The sequence below is a fragment of the Flavobacterium beibuense F44-8 genome (assembly GCF_000769915.1).
In the GTDB taxonomy this organism is placed as follows: Bacteria; Bacteroidota; Bacteroidia; order Flavobacteriales; family Flavobacteriaceae; genus Flavobacterium; species Flavobacterium beibuense.
This window is the reverse complement of the sequence record NZ_JRLV01000030.1, coordinates 23,622-31,419: the sequence shown is the minus strand read 5'-3', so window position 1 is coordinate 31,419 and position 7,798 is coordinate 23,622. Positions and strand designations below refer to the sequence as shown.

The window sequence follows — 7,798 nt, the reverse complement described above, 5'->3', positions numbered from 1 at the left end:
GCTACCGATAACTGTGATGGTGAGATTTCATACACTAAAACTGAAGGCTCATTTGTGTCCTCAGGTTGTGCTAACGCAGGAACCTATACCAATACCTGGGTAGCGACTGACCTTTGTGGTAACGTATCGGAAATCTTTACTCAGATAATCACTATTGAAGATACTACTGCTCCGCTGTGGAGTACTGCTTCTTCCGAATTAGATATCACTCTTGAATGTAGCGATATTGACGGACTGACTGCCGCTCAGGCGCAACAGCCTGTAGCTACCGATAACTGTGACGGAGAGATTTCATATACTAAAACTGAAGGTTCTTTTGTGTCATTTGGTTGTACTAACGCAGGAACCTATACTAATACCTGGGTAGCAACCGACCTGTGTGGTAATGTATCGGAAGTGTTTACCCAAATAATCACTATTGAAGATACTACTGCTCCGATATGGTCAACAATAGATACTGAACTTAATATCACTTTAGAGTGTAGCGACCTTGACGGATTAGCTGCCGCTCAGGCGCAACAGCCTGTTGCAACAGACAACTGTGATGGTGAGATTGCCTACACTAAAACTGAAGGCTCATTTGTGTCATCCGGTTGTGCTAACGCGGGAACCTTTACCAATACCTGGGTAGCCACTGACCTTTGTGGTAATGTATCGGAAGTCTTTACTCAGGTAATCACTATTGAAGATACTACTGCTCCGATATGGAGTACTGCTTCTTCTGAATTAGATATTACTCTTGAATGTAGCGATCTTGACGGATTAGCTGCCGCTCAGGCGCAACAACCGGTAGCTACCGATAACTGTGACGGTGAGATTAGCTACACTAAAACTGAAGGCTCGTTCGTATCCTCAGGTTGTGCCAATAGTGGTACCTATATCAATACCTGGGTAGCCACCGACCTGTGTGGTAATGTAACGAAAGTATTCACCCAAATAATCACTATCGAAGATACTACTGCTCCGATGTGGAGTACTGCTTCTTCTGAATTAGATATTACTCTTGAATGTAGCGATCTTGACGGACTGGCTGCCGCTCAGGCGCAACAGCCTGTAGCAACCGACAACTGTGACGGAGAAATCAGCTACACTAAAACTGAAGGTTCGTTTGTATCCTCCGGTTGTGCTAATAGTGGTACTTACACCAACACCTGGGTAGCAACCGACCTTTGTGGTAACGTATCGGAAGTCTTTACTCAGGTGATAACAATCGAAGACACTACCGCTCCGGTGTGGAGTACTGCTTCTTCTGAATTAGATATTACTCTTGAATGTAGCGACCTTGATGGTTTAGCCGCTGCTCAGGCGCAACAGCCTGTAGCTACCGATAACTGTGACGGTGAGATTTCATATACTAAAACTGAAGGTTCTTTTGTGTCATCCGGTTGTGCTAATAGTGGTACTTATACCAATACCTGGGTAGCGACTGACCTGTGTGGTAATGTATCGGAAGTGTTTACTCAGATAATCACTATCGAAGATACTACTGCTCCGCTGTGGAGTACTGCTTCTTCTGAATTAGATATTATCCTTGAGTGTAGCGACCTTGAAGGACTGGAACTTGCTCAGCAAATGGAACCGGTAGCGACAGACAATTGTGATAATGAAATTGTTTACACTAAAACTGAAGGGGAGTTTGTTCCAAACGAATGTCCAAGTAGCGGTAGTTACACTAATACCTGGGTAGCAAATGATGAATGTGGAAACGTATCGGAAGTGTTTATTCAAATCATTACTATTCAAGACACAACAAAACCTCTTTGGATTACTCCGGATCAGGCACTGGATGTGACAATAGAATGTAATGATGCTGAAGGTCTTGCTGCCGCTCAGGCACTGGAGCCTCTGGCAAATGATAACTGTGATGGTGAACTGGTTATGACCAAAACCGAAGGTGAATTTGTATCAACCGGATGTGGTAATGCAGGAACGTATACCAATATGTGGACCGTTACTGATGTATGTGGAAACTTTTCAAAATTATTTACACAAATAATAGTAATTGAAGACACCAGTGCACCTGTATGGAGTACACTTTCACAAGAACTCGACATCACTATAGAGTGTAGCGACCTTGACGGATTGGCTGCTGCTCAGGCGCAACAACCCGTAGCTACAGATAATTGTGACAGTGAAGAACTGGTATATACTAAAACTGAAGGTGAATTTGTATCGTCAGGTTGTGGTAATGCAGGTACTTACACTAATACCTGGGTAGTAACCGACCTTTGTGGTAACGCATCTGAAACAATAACTCAGGTTATTACTATAGAAGATACTACTGCTCCGGTTTGGAATACAGAATTCCAGTCACTTAACGTGACTCTTGAATGTAGTGACCTTGACGGACTGACTGCTGCTCAGGCAATGCAACCTATGGCTACCGACAACTGTGACGGTGAAGTAACATATACCGAAACAGAAGGTGAGTTTGTAGCTTCCGGTTGTGGTAATGCAGGTACTTATACCAATACATGGATAGCCACTGATATTTGTGGAAACGTATCGGAGATCTTCACTCAGATAATCACTATAGAAGATACTACCCCACCTAGCTGGACTACAGGTTCTCAGGAGTTTGACTTGACACTGGAATGTAGCGACCTTGACGGATTAGCTGCTGCTCAGGCAATGCAACCTATAGCTACAGACAACTGTGACGGGGAAATAAGCTACACTAAAACTGAAGGTGAATTTGTATCATCAGGTTGTGAGAATGCGGGTACATATACTAATACATGGACAGCTACAGATGAATGTGGTAATGTATCAGCAATATTCACTCAGATGATAACCATTGAAGATACTACCCCTCCTGTTTTTGTTGGAAACCTTCCGCAGGACATGACAGTATCGTGTGATGATGTTCCGGAACCTGAAACAATAACTGCATCTGACAATTGTAACCCAGATGCCGTAACAATCTCCTTTGAAGAGATAAGAACTGACACTGAATGTGATACTGATTATGTATTAAGCCGTATTTGGACAGTTACCGACTGTGCCGGCAATAGTATTGATTATACACAAATTATAACTGTTATGGATACTACTCCTCCAACAGGAACACCACCTGCTGATATTACTGACTTAGAGGATATTTCAGACATTCCTGCCCCAAATCCGGGTGATGTAACTGATGTAACTGATAACTGTAGTGAATTTGTAAATATAACAATAGATGACACTGATAATGGAGATACCGGTTGTGTAGGCTCTCCATATATAATAACAAGAACATACACATTGTCTGACTGTGCCGGTAATGTAACCACACTGGTACAAACAATAACTGTTCTTCAAGACGATTCAAGCATATTAAGATTTGCAGGTACTGCATGTAATGAAGAGACAGCTCCTGTTAGTTTATTTGATTTCATCCCTCAAAATATACCACAGGACGGTACATGGATACCTACAAACAGTGATATTCAAATTGATAGTAACGGTTTTATAAATGCGTACGGACTAGCGATTGGTGAATATACTTTTGACTATATATACAGAGATGAAACCTGCCCTAGTCTTAGATTGAATCTTACAGTAGAAGATAATTGTAAAATAATTGAATGTGAACCAATACTGGTACACAATGCCTTCTCTCCTAACGGAGATAGTATAAACGAAACCTTTGTTATAGATAACATTGACAATACAGAATGTTATCCTGACAATAGTGTTGAGATTTATAACCGATGGGGAATACTGGTATTTGAAACCAGAAACTACAACAATACTTCAAATGCCTTTGATGGCATTTCAAGAGGAAGAACAACAGTAAACAAATCAGTAGGTCTTCCAACAGGAACTTACTTTTATATCCTTAACTACACCTCCTTTGACGGAAAAGGCGTAATGCAGACAAATAGTAAAAGTGGATACTTATTCCTTTCAAGGTAATAAGTATTCACCCCCTAGCGGGGCTATACATCTGCTTCTGTCATAGGTTAACTTTTTAAAGATGAAAGTAATGTGAAACATAAAATTATAGGAATTATGAAAACAAAAATATTTTCTTTCGTATTGATACTTACAGCTCTGGTAAGCTACGGCCAGCAAAACGCTCAGTTTACACAATACATGTATAACACCATTAACGTAAACCCGGCTTACGCCGGATCGCGAGGAGCTTTAAGTATGTTTGGCTTATACCGTGCCCAATGGGTTGGGCTGGACGGTGCCCCCGAAACTAGCTGTTTCTCTATGCATACACCATTTAGTAACAGTAATGTAGGTTTAGGTATTTCATTGATAAATGATAAGATTGGCCCTACTAATCAAAATGATCTTTCTATCGATTTTTCCTACACTATACGTACTTCCGAAAAGTATAAACTATCCTTTGGTTTAAAAGCTACAGGTTACCTGTTTAATCTGGATGTTAATAAATTAAATCCTGTGGATCAGGCTGACCCTCAATTTCAAAACTTCGATAACGTATTTAAACCCAATATAGGTGCAGGTGTTTATTTTCGTTCAGATCGTATGTATGTAGGTTTATCGGTTCCCAGCTTTATTCAGGGCGATGCATATAATGATAATGATGTTGCCATCTATAAAACCAAAATCAATTACTACCTTATAGGAGGTTATGTATTTGATTTAGGACCAGATGTGAAATTTAAACCAAGTACACTTATCAAAATGGTTGAAGGTTCACCTTTACAGGTAGACTTATCGGCAAACTTTATGTTCCTTGAGAAATTTACCGTTGGTGCGGCCTACAGGTGGGATTCATCATTTAGCCTTTTGGCAGCTTTCCAGCTTAGTGAAAGTTTGAACATAGGCTATGGTTATGATCTTGAAACAACAAACCTGGAGAACTACAATTCCGGTTCGCATGAAATATTCCTGCGCTATGAAATCTTTAAAAATAATGGAAAAATGACAACCCCACGTTTCTTTTAAATCATCTATATCATGAAAAACTATATTTTTATTTACATAGCAATAATAGGATTACTGTCATTTAACAGTTATTCACAGGAAAAAAGAGTAGCTTCTGCCGATAAGAAATACGACAACTATGCCTATGTAAATGCTATTAAAACGTATGAAAGAGTTGCCAATAAAGGGTACAAATCTGAAGACATATTCAAAAAACTGGGTAATGCCTTTTATTTCAACTCTCAATTTGATAAAGCAGCAAAATGGTATGGCGAACTGTTTGCCATGAATACCAATTTAGAACCCGAATATTACTACAGGTATGCACAGTCCCTTAAATCGATTGGAGAAATTGAGAAATCTAAAGAAATGCTCGATTTGTTTGATGAGAAATCGGAGAATGATATCAGGGCACAACTGTATAAAAGGGACAGGAATTACATGGAAGAGATACAGGCTAATTCCGGACGCTATAAAATTGACGATGCCGGTATAAACAGTAAGTACTCTGATTATGGTGCTTCTTTCTATCAGGATAAAATCATTTTTACATCTGCAAGAGATACCGGTAGCTTAGGACACCGAAGGCACAAATGGACAGGTGAATCGTTTACTAACCTGTATCAGTCCAGTATGGATGAAGATTTTAATCCTGTTCGGGCTAAAAAATTCAGGACTAAGTTAAACACTAAGTTCCATGAGTCTACCCCTATTTTTACCAAAGACGGTAAAACCGTTTACTTTACCCGTAACAATTATGTTAACGGAAAAAAAGGAAAAAATGAGAGTAAAATTACTTTAATTAAAATATACAAAGCCACCTTAGAAAACAGAAGGTGGGGTAATATAACAGAACTACCTTTTAACAGCAATTCTTATAGTGTGGCACACCCTGCACTGAGTCCGGATGAAAAGACACTTTACTTCGCTTCAGACATGCCCGGTACAATAGGTCAGTCAGATATATTCAAGGTGAGTATTGACAGCCTGGGTAATTTTGGAAAGCCTGTTAATTTAGGCTCGGAAATTAATACCGAAGGTAAAGAGACATTCCCGTTTGTGAGTGATGAAGATGAAATTTACTTTGCCTCAGACGGGCATCCCGGACTAGGAGGATTAGACGTATTTGCAGGTAAGTTAGATGAAAACGGTGTTCATAATATTCAGAATGTTGGAGCCGATATCAATTCGCCTATGGATGACTTCGCTTATATAATTGATACAAAATCCAGAAGAGGCTTTTTTACTTCAAACAACGGAGATTCCAGAAACGACAATATCTATAAGTTTCTTGAAACCAGAAAGCTGGAATGTATACAGGAACTATATGGTGTTGTGACCGATGTCGATACGGGAGAGATACTGCCTGATACAAAGCTTACTTTATTTGACCGTAAATTTAACCTGATAAACACGGTAAACTCTGATGAAAACGGTAATTATACATTTGCTGTAGAATGTGGTAACATATACAACATAAGAGCCGAAAAAGAAGAATATACCACAAAAGAACAACTTATAAATATTCCGTATGAAAATGGTAAAACCAATTTACCTATCGAGCTTGAAAAAGCCGAATGTGTAGTAACTATTGGGGATGATTTGGGTAAATGCTTTGGCATAAAAATGATCTATTTTGACTTAGACAAGTCAAACATTCGCCCGGAAGCCGCCTTAGATCTCGAAAAGATACTTGACGTATTGAACGAATATCCAAACATGAAGCTTGATATACGCTCACATACTGATAGTCGTCAAACTCATAAATACAACGAAGCGCTTTCTGACAGGAGAGCTAAGTCAACAATAAAATGGTTAGTTGATAATGGTGTTGATGCAAGCAGATTAACCGGTAGAGGGTATGGGGAAACCCAACTGGTTAATGAGTGTGCCGATGGTGTAGATTGTACCGAAGAGCAACACCAGATGAACAGGCGTAGTGAGTTTATCATTTCAGACCTATAACTGGAGTGATAGGCTATTCATAATTCCCTTAATTACGCGAAAAGCCGGTTAACAAGTTGTTAGCCGGCTTTTTAATTAAACAATTATTACAACATTACCAATTTTATTCAATAGTATACGAGCGATAGTTTGCCTCACATAGCCTAAAATAGCCTAAGGCATGACTCCCCGCAGTAGTTTGATTAACCATGTTCCCCCTAATATTTGCAGGCGGGGTAGCAAAAGGATTTGATGAGTTAGACTCTAAAATCAGGTTCATATAGTTATAAAACTGTTCTGAAATCCCTCTAACTGTAATCTCTACCACGGTACCCTGTTCCAGTTTTTCGTCAGAGAAATCATTTTTAATTTCCTGTCCCTCCTTATACTCATCGTCAGAAAGTTCAAAGTCAGGGTAAATTAAAACATCGGTCACAAAATCAGTAAGATAAAAATTAAGCTCCTCCAGAGGGTCATCAAAAAACACTGAAATTTCATATTCATCCTCAAAAAAATTATTAACTAACCTTTGCTCTACCCTGTTTATTTCCGGTACCGGTATTAGGGTTTCGGTGGCTTTAAAGGTTTCTTCCTCAACTGTTACTGTAAGAGTGTAACTTCCGTTTAGCTGAGGAATAAAGTTATTACACTCATAAGTACCGGGTTCACTTCCTTCGTTAAACATAAACAGGTTACCTTCACTGTCTTCAATATATACCTGAGCGCCGGATACTTTTGGGGGTGTTGGATTATAGTAGTCGGCCATCCGGCTTATTTTTATAGTTTGCTCATTTCCTTCAGTTCCTTTTATCCATAATATTTCGGCATCAATTACCAGTTTTGCCTCTCCTGTATTCAAATCAACATTAACTACCTCTTCACAGGCGCAAACGACAAGTAATACTAAAAGGCTTAGTAACCTTATTCCTGCTCTCTTATAATTAATCATTATTATCTTTTTCATAGC

At 39.3% G+C, this 7,798-nt stretch carries 4 protein-coding genes; 3 read left to right on the top strand and 1 reads right to left on the bottom strand.

Annotated features, from left to right (window positions below):
- The 3 genes from Q763_RS16625 to Q763_RS16615 form a co-directional block, all read left to right on the top strand.
- Nucleotides 1–3,900 (top strand): gliding motility-associated C-terminal domain-containing protein (locus tag Q763_RS16625; protein ID WP_035136172.1); only part of this gene is annotated, 3,900 nt, incomplete at its 5' end.
- Nucleotides 3,901–3,996: 96 nt separating this feature from the next.
- A complete protein-coding gene (locus Q763_RS16620) occupies nt 3,997–4,908 on the top strand; it encodes a PorP/SprF family type IX secretion system membrane protein (protein ID WP_035136174.1) in 912 nt (303 codons plus the stop codon).
- Nucleotides 4,909–4,920: 12 nt separating this feature from the next.
- Nucleotides 4,921–6,852 (top strand): OmpA family protein, encoded by a 1,932-nt coding sequence (locus tag Q763_RS16615; RefSeq protein WP_035136171.1) that lies wholly within the window; start codon nt 4,921–4,923, stop codon nt 6,850–6,852.
- Between the two features lie 103 nt (nt 6,853–6,955).
- Here the strand turns inward: Q763_RS16615 and Q763_RS16610 are convergent, their stop codons facing one another.
- On the bottom strand, nt 6,956–7,795 hold the full coding sequence (locus Q763_RS16610) for a DUF4249 domain-containing protein (RefSeq protein ID WP_052123494.1): 840 nt from the start codon (nt 7,793–7,795) through the stop codon (nt 6,956–6,958).
- Nucleotides 7,796–7,798 lie beyond the last annotated feature (3 nt).